The following is a 16,597-nucleotide window of genomic DNA, read 5'->3' on the forward strand; positions in this document are numbered from 1 at the left end:
ATCCGCGGCAAAAGCCTCAAGCACCAGCGACAGTCACGGGTGAGCGATACCCAAAGATTTTCAGAATTTGGCACGTAGGCCAAGACGCTGGATCGTTGCGGGAGGCTCAGATTTCAATGGCCTCCCTTATTGCCAAGGCATCTTCAAGTTCGACGCCAAGGTATCTTACTGTGCCATTCATCTCTGCGTCTTTAACAACAAAGGCACGGCGCGAATGTTGCCCGTCTTCTTGGAGACCTGCATGACCGGAGCGCCGCGCACGCCATTCGTCTTTGCCCGCGCGACCCACTGGCCTTCCGAGTCCATCTTGCCATGTGTTGTTCGATTTTCTATTTAAAGCGGCTTGGCGCAGAATATCTTCCGTATGGTCGCGCGGCATTTGCCCAAAATCCGACGATTTTCTCGACATACGTCCAATTCGTAACTTGTTTGCACGAAGCTGGTGAAGAGCAGGCGTGTGCTGTGGCGAAGCGTGAGCTTTTTGCAAGGTAGCCGGACGCCTCGGTCAGCAGATACCGATCGTTGTTTCTGCAAAACCGGAACTACAACCGTCATGCTGATAGGATTGATGAGCGAATACGCGCAGCTGAAGTTCCGGAATAAGTGAGACTGGCACTGTTGAAGCGTCCCTTGCCGCCTATCCAGCGGCGACTGTCCGTTCAGGGTAGAATTTGGCGTTTGCGCTTGGGGCGTTGTCTTAGCGATCGCATTCAAGGGCGATGGTTTCTCGACCTTAGGAGAAGTGTACCGATCGAACGGGGTAGGGGGCGCTACCCCCGTCGCGGCAAGCCCCACCTCCCCCGAAGTATTTTTGAACAGAAGAATAAGGGGCATGACTTGGCGAACGCTTGCGCTACAATCAAGTCATGCGTTGGACGGTAGCAGCGGCATTGTTGGTGATCTCGGGTGGGGCGGCGGCGCAGGAGCGGCGGCCCAGCCACTGTATTGCCATCGCCGATGCGGCGCCGGGAATTGAATACGTTCACAAGGCTTCGTGGCAGGAACCGGTTCCCGAATTTTCGGTTCGGATCAGCTATGTCGCTCATGCCTCTTTCCTGATTCAGACGCAGGGTGGATTGAACGCGGTGACGGATTTCACCGGCTTCATTGGCGGTGCTGATCTGATTCCTGACATTGTCACCATGAATCACGCCCATAGCACCCACTGGACCGCTCATCCTGATCCAGCCATTCCGCACGTTCTGCCCGGTTGGGGAGAGTTCGGGCAAGGTATCGACCACTACCTTGATCTGGGTGAGATGCTGGTGCGCAATGTCTCAACCGACATCCGCTCGGCCTATAGTGGTATCGAAGAACGTGGCAATTCCATCTTCGTATTCGAGGTCGAAGGGCTGTGCATCGGGCATCTGGGTCATCTGCATCATGTTCCGTCAGACGAACAATTCGCGGCGCTGGGCCGGTTGGACGTGGTAATGGCCGCCGTGGATGGTGGTACGACCATGCCATTGCCGGATATGATCCAGGTGCTGAAACGGTTGAAAAGCTCGGTCATTATTCCGATGCACTGGTTTTCGGGCTTTTCGCTGGATCGGTTTCTGGTCGATATCCGCGATGAATTCCCTGTGCAGCGGGACGGGGTTTCGGAAATTACGGTGTCTTTGAAGACACTTCCCGACCGGCCAACCGTTGTTGTTCTGGAGCCGCAATACCTGATCGATCTGGAATAGGGCTTGTGGCGCAGGCGCGGCTTGGGCATGGAAAGGGCATGAGACTGAACCCGGCAGATGATACCTTTGCCCATCGCATTCGCGCCGCTTTGGGTGACGATGTGCTGCGACCCGTATCCGAACGATATGTTGAGGAACCTCGCCGCCGGTTCCACGGTAAGGCCGGGCTGTTGGCCCTGCCGCGGTCGGTTCAGGAGGTTTCGACTCTGGTTCGGTTGGCGTCAGAGGCGACTGTACCGGTAGTTCCGTATGGTGGCGGTACGGGGCTGGTTGGTGGCCAGATCATGCCCGACGGCCCGGCCCCGTTGCTTGTTTCGCTGGAGCGGATGTCCGCCATCCGAGCCGTCTATCCTGCTGAAAACCTGATGATTGCCGAGGCGGGTGCAATTCTGGCAGATGTTCAATTGGCTACGCAGCGTCAGAATCGTATTTTTCCACTGTCGCTGGCGGCGCAGGGGTCTTGCAGGATTGGTGGGAACCTTGCAACCAACGCGGGCGGGGTCAATGTGCTGCGCTACGGCAATGCGCGTGATCTTTGTCTGGGTCTGGAGGCCGTCTTGCCGAACGGCGAGATTTGGAATGGCCTAAGCCGCCTGCGGAAAGACAACACCGGGTACGACCTGCGCAATCTGCTGATCGGGGCCGAGGGTACGCTGGGGATCATAACGGCAGCATCGCTTAAGCTGTTTCCGCGTCCGGCAGCCACTGGAACTGCGATGGTGCAGGTGGCCTCACCCGAAGCGGCGATTGATCTGCTGGCCTTGGCCCGAGACCAGATGGGCGACAGCGTCAGCGCGTTTGAGTTGATCCACCGCCAGGGTTTGCAATTCCTGTCCGAGGTTTTGTCCGACATCCGACAGCCGTTCGCCGCGCATCCTGAGTGGTCTGTATTAATCGAGGTCGGGTTGTCTGCCGGGCAGTCGCCAATGGATGCACTTGAAAGTCTCTATGAAGCGGCGGATGCGCGAAATCTGGTCGTGGATGCAGTGATCGCGCAAAGTGAAGCGCAGCGCATGGACCTTTGGTCTGTTCGCGAACATATACCTGAGGCCAACAGGCTGATCGGGTCGGTGTCCAGCCACGATATCTCGGTCCCGATCTCTGAGATACCTGAGTTTATTCGCAGAGGCGCGGGTGTGATCGAAAAGATAGGTCGCTTTCGCATCAACTGCTTTGGGCATCTGGGCGACGGCAACCTGCATTACAACGTCTTCCCTACGCAGGGACGTGACCGATCAGAATTTGATGGGGTGAGAGCCGAAATCAAAGGCGCGGTCCATGACCTTGTGCACGCGTTCGGTGGATCCGTGAGCGCGGAGCATGGCGTAGGGCGTCTGAAAGTGGGGGATCTGGAAAGATACGGAGACCCGGTCAAGCTGGACGCGATGCGCGCCATAAAGGCGGCGCTTGATCCGAAAGGGATCATGAACCCCGGTGCGGTGTTGAAGACGTAAGAGCGGCCCGGGATCACCCGGACCGCTAGAAGGTAATTACGAGTCGGGCAGAATGACCTTGTCGATCACATGGATCACGCCGTTCGACGTTTCGATATCCGCCTGAACGACCGATGCGTCATTGATCATGACGCCATTGTCCAGGTCGATCGTAACCTCTCCGCCTTGGACTGTGGCGGCCTTCATATCATCGGACAGGTCCCCTGACATGACTTTGCCGGGAACCACGTGGTAGGTGAGGATGGCAACCAGTTGGTCTTTATTTTCGGGCTTGAGCAAGGTTTCAACCGTGCCCTCGGGTAGGGCTGCAAAGGCCTCGTCAGTTGGCGCGAATACCGTGAAAGGGCCTTCGCCCTTCAGGGTATCGACCAGTTCAGCCGCCTGAACCGCAGCGACAAGAGTTTCAAAGCTGCCGGCACCGACGGCTGTGTCAACGATGTCTTTCGAGTGACCATCCGCGAAAGCGATTGATGAGACGAACAGGCTTGCTACGCCAGCGATTGCGAGTTTGCGAAACATGATAGACTTTCCCTTATTGGCATGCCTTCAGCGGCATCAACAGGGGTACGGTGAACCCTCGAAACAGGATCATTGAATATGTCTATCTTGTCGGGTTGATCTAGGGCAGGCCGGCGCTAAGCCAGCCTGAGCTGAAGTTTCCACTCACGATTCTGTGATCGGTTGACCGTTAAAGCCCTTCGAATTCGCATAGAACGTGCACATCCATACCCATGTCTTCCAGCACTTTGCGGCCCCCCAATTCGGGAAGGTCGATGATGAACGAGCACGAAACGATCTCACCGCCCAGCCGCTCGATCAGCTTGATACCGGCTGCGGCGGTTCCGCCAGTTGCCAGAAGATCGTCTACAACCAGGATCTTTTCGCCGGGCTGGATGGCATCATCGTGGATTTCGACAATCGCCTCGCCGTATTCCAGCTTATAATCTTGGCTGATTGTGGTCCCCGGCAGCTTGCCCTTTTTTCGGATCGGCACAAAGCCAACGCTAAGTTGGTGTGCGATTGCCCCACCCAGAATAAAGCCGCGTGCCTCAAGCCCGACGACCTTGTCGATCTGTTCGCCTGCATAGGGGTGCAGCATCTGGTCGATGGCCATGCGGAACCCGCGAGGGTCAGCAAACAGCGTCGTGACATCGCGGAACATGATCCCTTCATGCGGGAAATCAACGATTGTTCGTATGTAATCCTTGACCGACTTGTTTCTGGACATGTCCAACCCCTTTGGCGTGAAAACACGCTGGGCTGTTTGGCCCATTGGCATCGGTCATGCAAGAAAAGATTGCCGCCGCATTACTTGCGGTTTTTCGAAACCGAGTTCGGCAACCCGTAATAACGATACAATGCGGCAGGCAGCCACGAGAGGTGAGGTTTGCGCCAGTTACGCTGATCTCGCAACAGAAATGCCTGAGCTGCGTGAAGGTTCATTGCCATAATCCTATTTTGTTGTTAGTTGCTCGATAACTACATCTTCTATGCTATGTATATACAATGCATCGCTTAAAGAATCAAGGTTTTGATGGGGACAAAGCGCGTGGGAAAGAAAGACGGCAAGGGTTCTACCAAGAAAAACAGTCAGTTGGTCTTGCGCCTGGATAAGGATGAACGCGACGCTTTTGTCGAGTTGTGCAAGGAATTGGATACGTCGGCCGCACGGGAAATCCGTCGGTTCATTCGCGGCTTCATGAAGGAAAACGCCAGCGACTGACGGGTCAGGCCGGGCGTCGTAATATCGCGGTCGCCACACCCATACCGATTAAGGTCAATCCGCCGAACCGTGTAATTGTGGTGATGACGCCCGCGCGTCCGATCATAACGCGCAACCGATCAGCCAACAGCGCATAGGCCAGCGCGTTGAGCCAGGCCAAGCCCACGAAGGTGGCGATCAGAATTGCGAACTGAGGGCCCAAAGGCTCTGACGGGCGCAGAAATTGCGGCACGAACGCAATAAAGAATGCGATGGACTTGGGGTTCAGGGCGGTGACGGCGGCGGCATGGCCAAACACGCTGCGCGCCGTGACATCCCGCCCAGATTCCACGGTTTCCAGCCCGCCAGACGGGGCGCTGCGCAGCAGTTTTATCCCCAGCCAAACCAGATACGCCGCGCCAACCCATTTCAGAACAGAAAATAGTGTAGCTGAGGCCAGAACCAGCGCGCCCAGTCCAAGCAACGAGGCCGTCATTGCCACAAGATCCCCCAGCGCCACACCAGTGGCCGATGCAACGGCGACGCTTCGACCTTTTGACAAAGCGTAGCTGAGAACCAGCAGAACAGTCGGTCCAGGGATCAGCAACAGTGCTGTTGATGCAGCGACAAACGCCAGCCAAAGCTCTAGGGACATGAGGGTTCCTTTCGGGACAGTCGTGACACCAAGCCTTGCCCAAGCGCGAAGGTCAAGCCCGGCGACGCTCGGTAGCACGGCGCATCAGCGCTTCAAGCGGGCCGCGTTCGAATCTGCGCGTCCATATCACTGCAAAAACCGATGAAACGGCGCAAAACCCAACCGCATAAGTTACGACTTGCAGCGCGGATAGCGAACCGTTCAGAAATCCGGCGGCCTCTAGAATGCCCATTCCGATCAGGATATGCGCCATATACAGCGTCAGGCTCATCCGTCCGGGCGCGGTGAGGGCAGGGGCGAGACCGGATTTTTCAATCTGTGGCCAAAGTTTCAAAAGTAACCCGATTGCCATGCAGGATGTGCCACTTCCCGCGAGGATGTAGAACGGCCCCGGCGGAATGGACTCAGTCCCCAGATAGGTCGCAAGTTCGGGGTCAGACACCAGAATCTGAGGGAATGCAGCCAGTACTGCCGCACCAAACCCCCACATGATCAGACGATGCTGAATGCAGATTGTGTTTAGCTCTGACCGACCGATCGCCATTCCAATCAAAAGGAACGCGGCCCAAGGAAGAACGGGGTGCCAGCCGTTGAACAGCGTGTTGCGCATGAACGCCGGCATTGTCCAAAGGTCTGTATATGTCAGCGTGGCCCAATCCCACCCGCGATCATAGTCGAATACAAGGTTCGCCGCGATTGCCAGACCGACGATTACAAGCGCGCCCACCCATAGGCCGCGTGTTGTCGAGGTCAGAAACGCAGCGCCCACCACGAAATACAGCGCATAAAAATGCAGTATATCGGCATCGAACACGGTCATGTTGATCAGGCCCAGCACAAACAGAAATGCTGCGCGCCGCAACAGGACAGAAGCCGCGACGCTGGACAGACCCACGCCCACCCCGGCCAGAATGACGAACAGCGCAGCCGCGCGCCCTTCCAGCGCATCGACAAAGGCGGCTGCCCAGTCATTGCTGCGCGCCACCTGCGCGGCGATACGGAAGTTTACCAAAACCATGCCGCAAAATGCCAGAAAGCGAGCGGCGTCTAATGCCTCAAGTCGTTTCATGTCTGTCCTTGCCTCAACTGCCCCTGCTTGTCGCAACTTTGTGGCGCAACTGGGGCTGCGGTCAGTAAACAAATCGGGAGGTCAGCTACGCAGTTTCAACGGTTGACTGCGAATTGGCCGGGCGTCTGGCGTATCGGTAACAATTTAAAGATTGTATTAAGCCGTGCGCCTGAACCTTGAAACGAGCGGCAGCTCCCCCAAACTCAGATCATCCGGCACCTAACCGGGAGGAGAGCAATGACCGACACGCACAACGATACCGCGACTGTGTTCAAGCGCGAGGGAAGGTCCGCAGTATTCAAGAGCGTTCTGATTTTGGCGGTCGTCCTTGGTGCAGCGGTCTACGCTGGCATCGTTGGGTATATGTACCTCAACCAGCAATCTCTGCTGTTCAAGCCGGACGGAGACCTGCCAGAGCCCCGCGCAGTCGGTCTGGCCGATGTGGATGTGATCTCACTCCCGATGGCAGACGGCGCAGTCCTGACAGCGTGGAGCGCGCCTCCGGCAACAGAAGGTGCACCGACAGTCCTGTTATTTCATGGCCAAACCGGAAATCTGGGGGATCGTGCGGATCGCATGCGCGAGATTCTCAATAGCGGCTTTGGTCTGTTCGCCCCCAGCTATCGCGGCTATCCCGGCAGCGAGGGCGAACCATCCGAGCCTGCGCTGATAGCGGACGCAATCCAGATGTACGACAAATTGGCGGGCGAGGGCGCGGATGTCGTGCTGCATGGCCAAAGCCTTGGCACGGGTGTTGCCGCAGCCGTGGCGGAACAGCGTCCCAATGCGCAACTCTTGGTGTTGGAGGCACCATTTACTGCAACTGTCGACGTGGCCGCAGAACGGTATCCGTTCCTTCCGGTTTCTCTTTTGATGAAAGATCAGTTCGCGACCCAAGACTTAATCGACCGCGTTACCGTGCCCACCCTGATCTTTCACGGAACCGAAGATGAAACGGTTCCGTTGCATCACGGTCAGGCACTGGCTGACATGGCAGGCGACACCGCGCAGCTTCACGTTATCCCGGAGGGCAGCCATAACGACCTGTGGTCCCACGGGCTGTGGGATGAAGTTCAGCAAACGCTGGCGCAATAAGCGTCAGAGCACGCGCCCGGCAACAGCATCCAACTTGGCAAGCAACGCCGGGTCGCGTTTGTCAGGCGCAGTTAGGATGGCGTATTCCAGTGCCCGGTCACATCCGTGCGGACATGGTGCGCGCTGGGCCCCCAGCAGGTTCGGCAGACCTTTGACCAACGCGCGGCCTTTCTCGGCATTGCCTGTCAGCGTTGCGATAATTGATGTCACGTCGACCTCACCATGGTCGGGGTGCCAACTATCATAGTCAGTGACCATCGCGATTGATGCATAACAAAGCTCGGCCTCGCGCGCGAGTTTGGCTTCGGGCATGTTGGTCATGCCGATCACATCGCAGCCCCACTGTTCCCGATACATCTTGGATTCTGCCAGGGTCGAGAATTGCGGTCCCTCCATGGCCAGATAGGTTCCGCCGCGATGGATATTGATACCAACGGCTTTGCCTGCTGTTTCACACGCATCCGACAGGCGCGGGCAGGTCGGGTGGGCGACACTGACATGGGCGACGCAACCCGAACTGAAGAAGCTTTTTTCCCGTGCAAAGGTCCGATCAATGAACTGATCGACGATCACAAAGTCACCCGGTGCCATATGTTCGCGGAACGACCCGCACGCAGATACCGAGATCACATCCGTCACGCCCAGACGTTTCAGCGCGTCGATATTGGCGCGATAAGGCACATCGGTTGGCGAATGAACGTGACCCCGCCCGTGACGGGGCAGAAATGCCATGCCCACGCCACCCAACGATCCAGTCAGGATTTGATCTGAAGGGTCACCCCAAGGGGTTTCAACGGTGACCCATTCGGCGTTCTCCAGCCCGACGATGTCGTAGATGCCTGATCCGCCAATGACTGCAATCTTGGTTTGGGTCACGTGAATTCTCCGGTTGAGGTGGCTGCATCCGGATTTGTGGGCTGTGTCGTTCTGATTGACAAGAGGGAATGCCTAATGCTGTGACGTCAACAGGTTACGAGCTTGCGCCTGCTGTTGAAAATCCTGCCAGGCTGCGTCGAATTCTTGCAACGGCCAAGTCAGGTCCTGCGCCTGCCCGTGCCGGTCGCGGAAAACAAAGCGATATTCATCGCCCTCCAGCATCGCCTGAACGATTTCATCTGCGCGCGGCCCTTTGAACGTGCAGCCAAGCCCAGTCAGGCAGCCCGGCCTGCGCGTACGCCAAGCAACGCCCTGTTCTCGATCAATGCGAAAGCCCGAGGGCGAGAACAGCGTACCCGGTTCAATACCAAACTCGATTTCCACGCCGTCGGGGGCCGGTGTGATGAATATGTACTGCGCCCCGAAATTTGGGCGATAGGAAAAGACCTCGGCGCGCCGGATGTAGCACCGCTGTTTCAAGGCACCGTATTCTTCGCGTTCATCGCAGATCGAGTTCCAAACGCCGTGGGATTCGAAATGCGTCACACGCCAATTGCTGGCAGTGTCATTGCCCTGCAGGTCTTGTGCAAGCACAGTGATCGGGGCCAGTAGGAAAAGGATCAACCATCGCATGCCGCATAGGTGCCTGCGGTGGTTCAACTGTTCAATTCACGACTTTGCGAGATACCTGATATGCGCCTGGCGCATACCAGCCTCCCACTGGACGCGGTGGCTTTGCGGGGCAATGCCGGGTAGAAGACCCCTTTCGCGCGAATAGATCAGACCGACAGGACCAACCAATGCCCCGAGCTATGCTGGCAAGCTTTGCCTCTCGAATTGCCAAACCCGACCTGCGTTGGGTGCCGGACGAGGGTCTAACGGTCTCGCGGTTGCGGATTGAGCTGTTGTCCGGCCTTACGGTCGCGTTGGCTTTGGTTCCCGAGGCGGTGGCATTCGCGTTTGTCGCCGGCGTGCACCCGCTGGTGGGGCTTTACGCGGCCTTCATGGTGGGCCTGATCACGGCGCTGATCGGTGGCCGACCCGGTATGATTTCAGGTGCGACTGGTGCTTTGGCCGTTGTGATGGTGGCGCTGGTGGCTGAACATGGGGTGGAATACCTGTTCGCGACGGTGGTCTTGATGGGCATTCTGCAAATGATTGCCGGGGCTATGCACTGGGGCCGGTTTATCCGACTGGTCCCGCACCCGGTCATGCTGGGCTTTGTGAATGGTCTGGCAATTGTCATCTTTCTGGCGCAGTTGGGCCAGTTCAAAGTGCCCGGTACAATGGAGAACACCGGCCATGGCGTTGGCGGCGGAGAGTGGCTCTCGGGCCTCCAACTCTATACCATGTTGGGGCTTGTGGCGCTGACCATGGCGGTGATCTGGATCATGCCACGCATTACCCGCGTCGTTCCCGCACCCTTGGCGGGGATTGTCGTGGTGGCCGCTCTGGTGATCGGTTTTGGTCTGGACGTTCCGCGCGTCGGGGATTTGGCGTCGATTGAGGGAGGTCTGCCGCCCTTCCACATTCCGATGGTCCCGCTGAACTGGGAAACATTTGAAATCATTCTGCCCTATGCTGTCATTCTTGCGGCCATTGGCCTGATCGAATCCCTGCTGACCCTGAACCTTGTCGGTGAAATCACCGGAAAACGTGGCGGTGCATCGCAGGAGTGTATCGCTCAGGGCGTCGCGAACGTCGCCACCGGGTTCTTTGGCGGCATGGGCGGCTGCGCGATGATTGGCCAGTCGATGATCAACGTGAAATCTGGTGGCCGCACACGTATCGCCGGGGTCGCTGCGGCCTTGTTCCTGTTGGTCTTCATCCTGTTCGCCTCACCCCTGATTGAGCAGATCCCGCTTGCGGCTCTGGTAGGTGTGATGTTCATGGTTGTGATCGGTACCTTCGCTTGGAACTCGTTCAATATCATGCGCAAGGTGCCGCTGATGGACGCATTCGTCATCGTTCTGGTCACTGTTGTTACGGTTATGGAAGACCTAGCCGTGGCTGTTGTCGTCGGCGTCATTGTTTCGGCTCTGGCCTACGCTTGGAACAACGCAAAGCGCATTCATGCTATCACCCGTGAATCCGAAACCGAAAAAGGTGCAAAGGTCTATGAAATCCAGGGCCCGCTTTTCTTCGGGTCTTCCGATGGGTTCGTCGAACTGTTCGATGTTCCAAATGACCCGGAAACGGTAATTGTAGATTTTGCCGAAAGCCGTGTCGTTGACCAGTCGGCGTTGCAGGCCATCGAGAACATCGCAGCCAAATACGAGGCAGCCGGCAAGCGCGTGATGCTGCGCCATCTCAGCCGCGACTGTCACAAACTGCTGAACAAGGCAGGTCACCTGATGGTCGATAGCGACGATGACCCGGATTACGAAATCGCAGTGGACTATTCTGTCCGAACTGGAATTCTGGGCGGTCACTGAGTCTTCTGCGAGGCTCTGCCTTGCGCTCCGGGATATTTGGGGCCAGATGAAGTACGGATCCCCCGTTTCATCTGGCTAGAAATATCCCGGGGGAGTCGCCCTGCAAGGGCGGCGGGGGCAGAGCCCCCTTGTTGCGCGTTCAGTCATCTGGTCGATTCAGCGAGAAAAGGTCGGTGACCACCGAATAGTCGCGATACCCCAGCCGGGCCAGGGGTTGGAAGGATGTGACATCGAACAGTCCGTCTTTCAGACAATCGTCGCGCAGGTGGATTCCGGTAACTTCTCCGAACACAACGCGATTTGCCTCGCCGGGGAGCGTCACGATTTGGGTGAGCTTGCATTCCAACGCCGCAGGCGCGTCCGCAACACGGGCGCAATGGATCGTTTCGCACTCTATCGGTGTAAGTCCTGCGTGCTCGAATTCGTCAACGTGTTTCGCGAGCCCGGCTGAGCTGGCGTTCATTGCGTCTTTGTGTGCATGAGCAACCACATTGACGCAGAAGAACCCTGTAGCCTCGATATTCGCGACGCTGTCTTTTCCACCATCCTGATCATGTTTTGTGCCCGTTGTTGCGAACATCACCTGCGGGGGCGTGTAGGCAACCCCGTTAAAGAACGAGTAGGGCGCAAGGTTGTTTATCCCGTCGACGTCTCGCGAAGAAATCCATCCGATGGGCCGCGGGGTTATGATGGCATTGAAGGGGTTATGTGGCAGGCCGTGGCCGTCTTCGGGGCGATAGAACATGTGGTCTCCAAGCATTTGCCCAAGGCGTAACGAAGTGTTAGGCCAAATTCCAGCAAGGAAAAGAGGGCAGGCGTGCAGCAATTCGGGATCAGGCCGGAAGAGCCGGACGATTGGTGGGAGGTCGAGGCGCTTTATGACCTGTGCTTTGCGCCTGGCCGCGAGGCGCTGTCGTCTTATCGGCTGCGCGATGACGTCCCGCCGGTTTCGGGACTTTCCTTGGTGGCACGCGACGCGCAGGGTATTCTGGCGGGCGCGATCCGGTTCTGGCCCGTGCATGTGGGAAGTCACGACGCATTGCTGTTGGGCCCCGTCGCAGTTCACCCGACCCATCAGGGAGAGGGCCTTGGCGGTTTTCTGATCCACGAAGGGTTGCAGGCCGGGCGCGACAAGGGCTGGCAGAGGGTTATGTTGGTCGGAGATGCCCCATATTACGCGCGCTTTGGATTCTCGCGTCTGAATGGGGTGGAAATGCCGCCCCCTACCAACCCTGACCGTGTATTGGGTGCAGAGTTGGAACCGGGCGTTTGGCGTGGCGTGAGCGGTCCTGTTACACGTTGGACGCGCTGAGCTATTGAATTTGCAAAGCTAAATTCCAATGTTTTTAGGGCAGGAGGGAACGTATGCAGGACGTGGTTCTTGTCGAAAAACTGGATGCAGAAGCCGAACTTGACCGCTTGGCCCGCTACTACAAGTCTGCCGGTGGGCCAGGTATCAAGTTGTTGAACAGCCTCGGGGGATCGGCTGAATCCCTGTTGGAACAATTGCCTGCGTCCGTCAGGCAAGGTTTGACAGGGGCAACTGAGCAGGCGCTTTGGATGGCGATGCATGCGGCGGAAAGCTCTCGTCGGGCTGTGCCGGATCAGCGGCCTTGGGTCAACACGGCGCTGACAACGGCGATGGGTGCGGCTGGAGGGATTGGCGGCGTTTCAACCGCATTGATGGAACTGCCAGCGACAACCACCATGTTATTGCGGGCCATTCAGGGTGCCGCAGCGCAAGAGGGTTTTAATCCTTCGGAGGATGGCGTGAAATTCGACTGTGTCCGCGTATTGTCCGCTGCTGGTCCGCTGTCTTTTGACGATGGCGCGGATCTTGGTTTTTTCTCGGTACGGCTGACCCTGACGGGACCCGCGATGCAGCGGTTGATCGCTGCTGTTGCGCCAAAATTGTCCGTTGTCTTGGGACAGAAGTTGGCAGCGCAGTCTGTTCCTGTTCTGGGGGCGATTGCGGGGGGAGGGACAAATTTTGTCTACACCCGGTATTACCAACAGATTGCGCGTGTTCATTTTGGCTTGCGGCGTTTGGCGCTGGATGCCGACATTCCGCATGATGATCTGCTCCGAAAGCTGGCGGCTCGTATGTAATTTCCCGTAAGTACTTGAAATAAAACACTTCATGTGGTAGGGTTGTTGCCAAGTCCCACCAAATAAGCGTCAAAGCGCAAAGGGGCTTGCGGAGACGGAGGCAGACGACGGGCGGCAAAGCGTGATCGAGCACAGGCTTTGGAAGCAAAATCAACAACTCACCGGACATGGTCCGGTCAAAAGGCAGTCGGCTGCCTTGTGCTATCGTGTTCTGGAAAACGGCCCTGAGGTCCTGCTTGTGACAACGCGCAAGTCAGGCCGTTGGATCATACCCAAGGGTGGGCTGATTGATGGATTATCGCCGTCAGCCACAGCGCGACAGGAAGCGTGGGAAGAGGCGGGGGCAATCGGCGACTGCACGCCCGACGTGATCGGAAATTTCTTCTATTACAAAAACCGGCGCAGGAAAGGGCCGGTGTTATGTGTGGTGGACGTGTTTCCGCTTTTGGTCCGTTCCACGGCGGCGTTTTATCCTGAATGCCATGAGCGTCAGCGCGCGTGGCTATCGCCGCAAAAGGCTGCCAGTCGGGTTCGTTCACCTGATCTTGCCCAATTGTTACGCAAGGTAGCCCTGTTTGCACACTGACGCGGGTTTAACGACCCTTGCTATTGGCTTGCGGGTCAGTATCTATTTTGCAATCGAACTTTGGATGGATCATGATTCAATACGCGTTGAAGTGCAGCAAGGGACACTCCTTTGATAGTTGGTTTCAGTCGGCCACAGCTTACGACAAGTTGGCAGCCGCCGGTATGGTGACCTGTGCTGTTTGCGGCGATGCGCAGGTTGAGAAGGCGATCATGACCCCGCGCGTTCGTTCTGCCCGCAGTGTTGAGGCACGGACCGAAACGGCGGCCCCATCCGAAGACGCCGTGAACATGACCAGCCCGACCCCGGAGGTCGAGCAGGCTCTGAGCGAGTTGCGGCGCAAGGTCGAAGAAAATTCGGACTATGTCGGCAAGGACTTTGCAAGCGAAGCCCGGAAAATGCATCTGGGCGACGCACCAGAGAGGTCGATCTATGGCGAGGCGAAGCCGGAAGAGGCCAAAGCCCTGATCGAAGATGGGGTGCCGGTCGCACCGCTTCCTTTCATGCCCAGCCGAAAGACGAACTGATCATGCATATCGTGATTACCGGAGCCAACCGGGGCATCGGAAAGACACTTGCCGACCGGTATCGGGCGCAGGGCCATGACGTGACAGGAACCGCTCGGGATGGCAGCGCCGAGGTGGTGCTGGATGTGACCGACACCGGTCACCATGCGGATATGGCTGCGCAATTGGGCGATCAGCCTGTTGACCTTTTGATCTGCAATGCCGGAGTGTATCTGGACAAGGCGGAACGCATTGATGGTTATCCCGCCGAGATGTGGGCGCAGACATTTGCGGCGAATGTGACCGGTGTTTTCCTGACCGTTCAGTCTTTGCTGCCCAATCTTCGCGCATCGCAAGGCAAAATCGCGATCCTGTCCTCGCAAATGGCATCACATACGCGAGCACCGGGAGGTAGCTATATCTATCGCGCGTCGAAAGCGGCCGCGCTCAATCTGGGGCGTAACCTTGCCGCAGACCTGCGCGGCGAAGGGATTGCTGTGGGTATATATCATCCGGGCTGGGTACAGACGGATATGGGCGGTGCTGCGGCTGCGATCACGGTAGATGAGGCTGCGGATGGTCTGGTTGACCGTTTTGCAGCCCTGTCTCTGGATACTTCGGGATGTTTTGAGACCTATGACGGACAGCCGCACGATTACTAATTATTCAAAGCGGCTTTGGGGAGTTCGTACACCTCTCCCGGCTCAACAAAAATGACCATGATGTCGCCCCGCGTTTCATAGCTGAGCTTGGCGGTTGAATTGGTCGAATCCGGGATGCCATCCGTGAAATAGATGTTGCGCACCTCGCCATTGCCCATGCCTACGGCCAGCGTTGCACCGCCATCGTCACGGCGCCTAAGCTCGGCGTTGCAGCTACGCAGGGCGTCGCCTGCAATGGTCGCGCAAGGGATGGTGCCCAAAGAGTTCTTGCCGTCGGTTCCGGCCAGGGTGGTTTCCTGTGCTAGCGCGGGCGTTGCAAGGACAGCTAAAGCGAAGACGAAACGTGGCATGGGGAACCCCTTGGTAAATCTGATGTTGGCAAGCTGACACCCCCGTGATCCGATGTAAAGCGATCGAGCGCAAGGACCTAAACGGTTTTGAACACTTGCCCTTGGGGCCCCCCTGACATAAGACGCACGAAACCTGAATTCCAAGGCGCGGAGACACTAGCCCCCATGCCCGTACTCGTGATGAAATTCGGCGGCACGTCGGTCGCCAATCTGGACCGCATTCGCCGCGCGGCGAAACGCATCGGCGTTGAAGTGGCCAAGGGATATGATGTGATTGTCATCGTGTCGGCCATGTCAGGCAAAACCAACGAGTTGGTTGGCTGGGTGAACGAAACATCTCCGCTGTTTGATGCACGCGAATATGATGCGGTTGTGTCTTCGGGCGAAAACGTCACCGCAGGTTTGATGGCTCTGACGTTGCAGGAAATGGATATTCCGGCGCGCAGCTGGCAGGGCTGGCAGGTTCCGCTGATGACGACCAGCGCCCACAGTCAGGCCCGGATCGAGGAAATCCCGACCGAGAACCTGACCCAGAAATTCGACGAGGGTATGAAAGTCGCCGTCGTCGCCGGGTTCCAGGGTATCAGCCCCGAAGGGCGTATCACCACGCTGGGCCGTGGTGGGTCGGACACTACGGCTGTGGCCTTTGCCGCAGCATTTGGGGCCGAGCGTTGCGATATCTACACCGATGTGGATGGCGTCTATACCACCGACCCGCGCATTTGTGAAAAAGCGCGCAAGCTGGATCGAATCTCGTTCGAGGAAATGCTCGAACTGGCCTCGCTGGGGGCCAAGGTTTTGCAGACCCGTTCGGTGGAACTGGCGATGCGCTATAAGGTGAAACTGCGCGTTCTTTCTAGTTTCGAAGAACAATCCGACGAGGCCGGTACACTGGTCGTCGATGAGGAGGATATCATGGAATCCAATGTTGTGGCCGGTGTTGCCTATTCCCGTGACGAAGCCAAGATGACTGTCGTGTCCGTGGCCGACCGCCCCGGCATCGCCTCGATCATCTTTACCGCGCTCAGCGATGAAGGCGTGAACGTGGACATGATCGTGCAGAACATCTCTGATGAGGGGCGCACGGACATGACCTTTTCCTGCCCGACCGATCAGGTGGCGCGGGCGGAAAAAGCATTGCTGGCGATTAAGGACGCGGGCGAGTTGAACTACACCGAACTGGTCGCGGATGAAGACGTCTGCAAGGTCTCGGTCGTGGGGATCGGGATGCGGTCGCAATCCGGCGTGGCGGCAAAAATGTTCAAGATACTCTCGGATGAGGGGATCAACATTAAGGTCATCACAACCTCTGAGATTAAAATTTCCGTCCTTGTGGACAGGAAATACATGGAACTTGCGGTTCAGGCACTGCATGATGCCTTTGAACTGGACAAGGCGGCCTGAGCATTT

The 16,597-nt window shown here is 57.3% G+C and carries 21 protein-coding genes; 11 read left to right on the forward strand and 10 right to left on the reverse strand.

What is annotated here, in order from left to right; all coding sequences use genetic code 11:
• Nucleotides 1-106: 106 nt before the first annotated feature.
• Nucleotides 107-409 carry a hypothetical protein gene (locus GOX73_RS11965; RefSeq protein WP_171125341.1) on the reverse strand — a complete coding sequence of 101 codons (303 nt, stop codon included), beginning with the start codon at nt 407-409 and terminating at the stop codon, nt 107-109.
• Nucleotides 410-866: 457 nt separating this feature from the next.
• On the opposite strand from GOX73_RS11965, the gene GOX73_RS11970 reads away from it, so the two are divergent.
• Nucleotides 867-1,688, forward strand: a complete 822-nt coding sequence (locus GOX73_RS11970; RefSeq protein ID WP_171125666.1) for an MBL fold metallo-hydrolase — start codon at nt 867-869, stop codon at nt 1,686-1,688.
• Between the two features lie 38 nt (nt 1,689-1,726).
• The gene (locus tag GOX73_RS11975) at nt 1,727-3,142 is read left to right on the forward strand and encodes an FAD-binding oxidoreductase (protein WP_171134906.1); all 1,416 of its coding nucleotides are present in this window, start codon (nt 1,727-1,729) and stop codon (nt 3,140-3,142) included.
• 36 nt (nt 3,143-3,178) lie between these two features.
• Here the strand turns inward: GOX73_RS11975 and GOX73_RS11980 are convergent, their stop codons facing one another.
• From GOX73_RS11980 to GOX73_RS20935, 3 genes are all read right to left on the reverse strand, one after another.
• Nucleotides 3,179-3,661 (reverse strand): fasciclin domain-containing protein, encoded by a 483-nt coding sequence (locus tag GOX73_RS11980; RefSeq protein WP_171125662.1) that lies wholly within the window; start codon nt 3,659-3,661, stop codon nt 3,179-3,181.
• A 169-nt stretch (nt 3,662-3,830) separates the two neighbouring features.
• Nucleotides 3,831-4,370, reverse strand: coding sequence for an adenine phosphoribosyltransferase (locus tag GOX73_RS11985; protein ID WP_171121877.1), 540 nt, complete (start codon nt 4,368-4,370; stop codon nt 3,831-3,833).
• A gap of 80 nt (nt 4,371-4,450) precedes the next feature.
• Entirely contained in the window at nt 4,451-4,585 is a 135-nt protein-coding gene (locus GOX73_RS20935) for a hypothetical protein (RefSeq protein ID WP_255431662.1), read from the reverse strand.
• Between the two features lie 106 nt (nt 4,586-4,691).
• Between GOX73_RS20935 and GOX73_RS11990 the strand changes: the two genes are divergently transcribed.
• Nucleotides 4,692-4,865, forward strand: coding sequence for a hypothetical protein (locus GOX73_RS11990; protein ID WP_219635839.1), 174 nt, complete (start codon nt 4,692-4,694; stop codon nt 4,863-4,865).
• 4 nt (nt 4,866-4,869) lie between these two features.
• On the opposite strand, the gene GOX73_RS11995 is transcribed toward GOX73_RS11990, so the two are convergent.
• On the reverse strand, nt 4,870-5,499 hold the full coding sequence (locus GOX73_RS11995) for a LysE family translocator (RefSeq protein WP_171125660.1): 630 nt from the start codon (nt 5,497-5,499) through the stop codon (nt 4,870-4,872).
• A gap of 52 nt (nt 5,500-5,551) precedes the next feature.
• The gene (locus GOX73_RS12000) at nt 5,552-6,568 is read right to left on the reverse strand and encodes a DUF418 domain-containing protein (protein ID WP_171125658.1); all 1,017 of its coding nucleotides are present in this window, start codon (nt 6,566-6,568) and stop codon (nt 5,552-5,554) included.
• A gap of 237 nt (nt 6,569-6,805) precedes the next feature.
• On the opposite strand from GOX73_RS12000, the gene GOX73_RS12005 reads away from it, so the two are divergent.
• Nucleotides 6,806-7,663 carry an alpha/beta hydrolase gene (locus GOX73_RS12005; RefSeq protein ID WP_171125656.1) on the forward strand — a complete coding sequence of 286 codons (858 nt, stop codon included), beginning with the start codon at nt 6,806-6,808 and terminating at the stop codon, nt 7,661-7,663.
• A gap of 3 nt (nt 7,664-7,666) precedes the next feature.
• Here the strand turns inward: GOX73_RS12005 and GOX73_RS12010 are convergent, their stop codons facing one another.
• The gene (locus tag GOX73_RS12010) at nt 7,667-8,539 is read right to left on the reverse strand and encodes an S-methyl-5'-thioadenosine phosphorylase (protein ID WP_171125654.1); all 873 of its coding nucleotides are present in this window, start codon (nt 8,537-8,539) and stop codon (nt 7,667-7,669) included.
• A gap of 72 nt (nt 8,540-8,611) precedes the next feature.
• Nucleotides 8,612-9,172 carry a hypothetical protein gene (locus GOX73_RS12015; protein WP_171121882.1) on the reverse strand — a complete coding sequence of 187 codons (561 nt, stop codon included), beginning with the start codon at nt 9,170-9,172 and terminating at the stop codon, nt 8,612-8,614.
• A 167-nt stretch (nt 9,173-9,339) separates the two neighbouring features.
• Between GOX73_RS12015 and GOX73_RS12020 the strand changes: the two genes are divergently transcribed.
• Nucleotides 9,340-10,974, forward strand: coding sequence for a SulP family inorganic anion transporter (locus tag GOX73_RS12020; protein ID WP_171125652.1), 1,635 nt, complete (start codon nt 9,340-9,342; stop codon nt 10,972-10,974).
• Between the two features lie 139 nt (nt 10,975-11,113).
• Here the strand turns inward: GOX73_RS12020 and GOX73_RS12025 are convergent, their stop codons facing one another.
• Nucleotides 11,114-11,719 carry a flavin reductase family protein gene (locus tag GOX73_RS12025; protein WP_171125650.1) on the reverse strand — a complete coding sequence of 202 codons (606 nt, stop codon included), beginning with the start codon at nt 11,717-11,719 and terminating at the stop codon, nt 11,114-11,116.
• A 72-nt stretch (nt 11,720-11,791) separates the two neighbouring features.
• Between GOX73_RS12025 and GOX73_RS12030 the strand changes: the two genes are divergently transcribed.
• The 5 genes from GOX73_RS12030 to GOX73_RS12050 all read left to right on the forward strand — a co-directional run bounded on the left by GOX73_RS12030 (nt 11,792) and on the right by GOX73_RS12050 (nt 14,837).
• On the forward strand, nt 11,792-12,286 hold the full coding sequence (locus tag GOX73_RS12030; RefSeq protein ID WP_171125648.1) for a GNAT family N-acetyltransferase: 495 nt from the start codon (nt 11,792-11,794) through the stop codon (nt 12,284-12,286).
• A gap of 53 nt (nt 12,287-12,339) precedes the next feature.
• Nucleotides 12,340-13,083, forward strand: coding sequence for an EcsC family protein (locus GOX73_RS12035; RefSeq protein WP_171125646.1), 744 nt, complete (start codon nt 12,340-12,342; stop codon nt 13,081-13,083).
• A gap of 121 nt (nt 13,084-13,204) precedes the next feature.
• Nucleotides 13,205-13,669, forward strand: coding sequence for an NUDIX hydrolase (locus tag GOX73_RS12040; RefSeq protein WP_171125644.1), 465 nt, complete (start codon nt 13,205-13,207; stop codon nt 13,667-13,669).
• 71 nt (nt 13,670-13,740) lie between these two features.
• Nucleotides 13,741-14,196 (forward strand): DUF1178 family protein, encoded by a 456-nt coding sequence (locus tag GOX73_RS12045; protein ID WP_171121888.1) that lies wholly within the window; start codon nt 13,741-13,743, stop codon nt 14,194-14,196.
• A gap of 2 nt (nt 14,197-14,198) precedes the next feature.
• On the forward strand, nt 14,199-14,837 hold the full coding sequence (locus GOX73_RS12050) for an SDR family NAD(P)-dependent oxidoreductase (RefSeq protein ID WP_171125642.1): 639 nt from the start codon (nt 14,199-14,201) through the stop codon (nt 14,835-14,837).
• Here GOX73_RS12050 and GOX73_RS12055 read toward each other — a convergent pair.
• Entirely contained in the window at nt 14,834-15,187 is a 354-nt protein-coding gene (locus tag GOX73_RS12055) for a hypothetical protein (RefSeq protein WP_171121890.1), read from the reverse strand. The genes GOX73_RS12050 and GOX73_RS12055 overlap by 4 nt on opposite strands.
• Before the next feature lie 165 nt (nt 15,188-15,352).
• Between GOX73_RS12055 and GOX73_RS12060 the strand changes: the two genes are divergently transcribed.
• Nucleotides 15,353-16,591: an aspartate kinase gene (locus tag GOX73_RS12060; protein ID WP_171121891.1), complete on the forward strand. Its 1,239-nt coding sequence runs from the start codon at nt 15,353-15,355 to the stop codon at nt 16,589-16,591.
• The last annotated feature ends 6 nt before the right edge of the window (nt 16,592-16,597 follow it).

This window comes from Ruegeria sp. HKCCD7221 (genome assembly GCF_013031225.1).
Lineage (GTDB): Bacteria > Pseudomonadota > Alphaproteobacteria > Rhodobacterales > Rhodobacteraceae > Ruegeria.